The 340-nt window shown below is 33.5% G+C and carries 1 protein-coding gene; it reads right to left on the bottom strand.

The window, feature by feature from the left end; translation table 11 throughout:
• Positions 1-169 (bottom strand): hypothetical protein (locus SB773_RS30610; protein ID WP_410593985.1); only part of this gene is annotated, 169 nt, incomplete at its 3' end.
• Positions 170-340 lie beyond the last annotated feature (171 nt).

Here is a 340-nt window from a genome sequence, read left to right on the forward strand (position 1 = left end):
TATATGTTTCGACATGGCGGTCAATGGCTTCATATGCAAGATTCACTTTACCTGTTTCAGACCAGGAAAATTCCTTTTCCGTCTCGGACCAGTCAAATTTCTTGTATTTTTCATCGTAATTCTTTAAATTAAAATTACCTTCCACTACTGGCAACGCTTTCACATTCATATGGCAAACTCCCCCTCTATTCGGCTCTATATTTTCATTATAGTACAAAAACACAATTATCTCAATTTTTAAAATATTCAACTCTTCCATATTAGGGAAAATCACTTATAGTTATTATGAGTTCATATCGATAGCGGATATATGGGAAGCACTGTAACAAAAGATTCATAT

The organism is Bacillus sp. SIMBA_074 (assembly GCF_046534555.1).
GTDB classification, from domain to species: Bacteria; Bacillota; Bacilli; order Bacillales; family Bacillaceae_G; genus Bacillus_A; species Bacillus_A mycoides.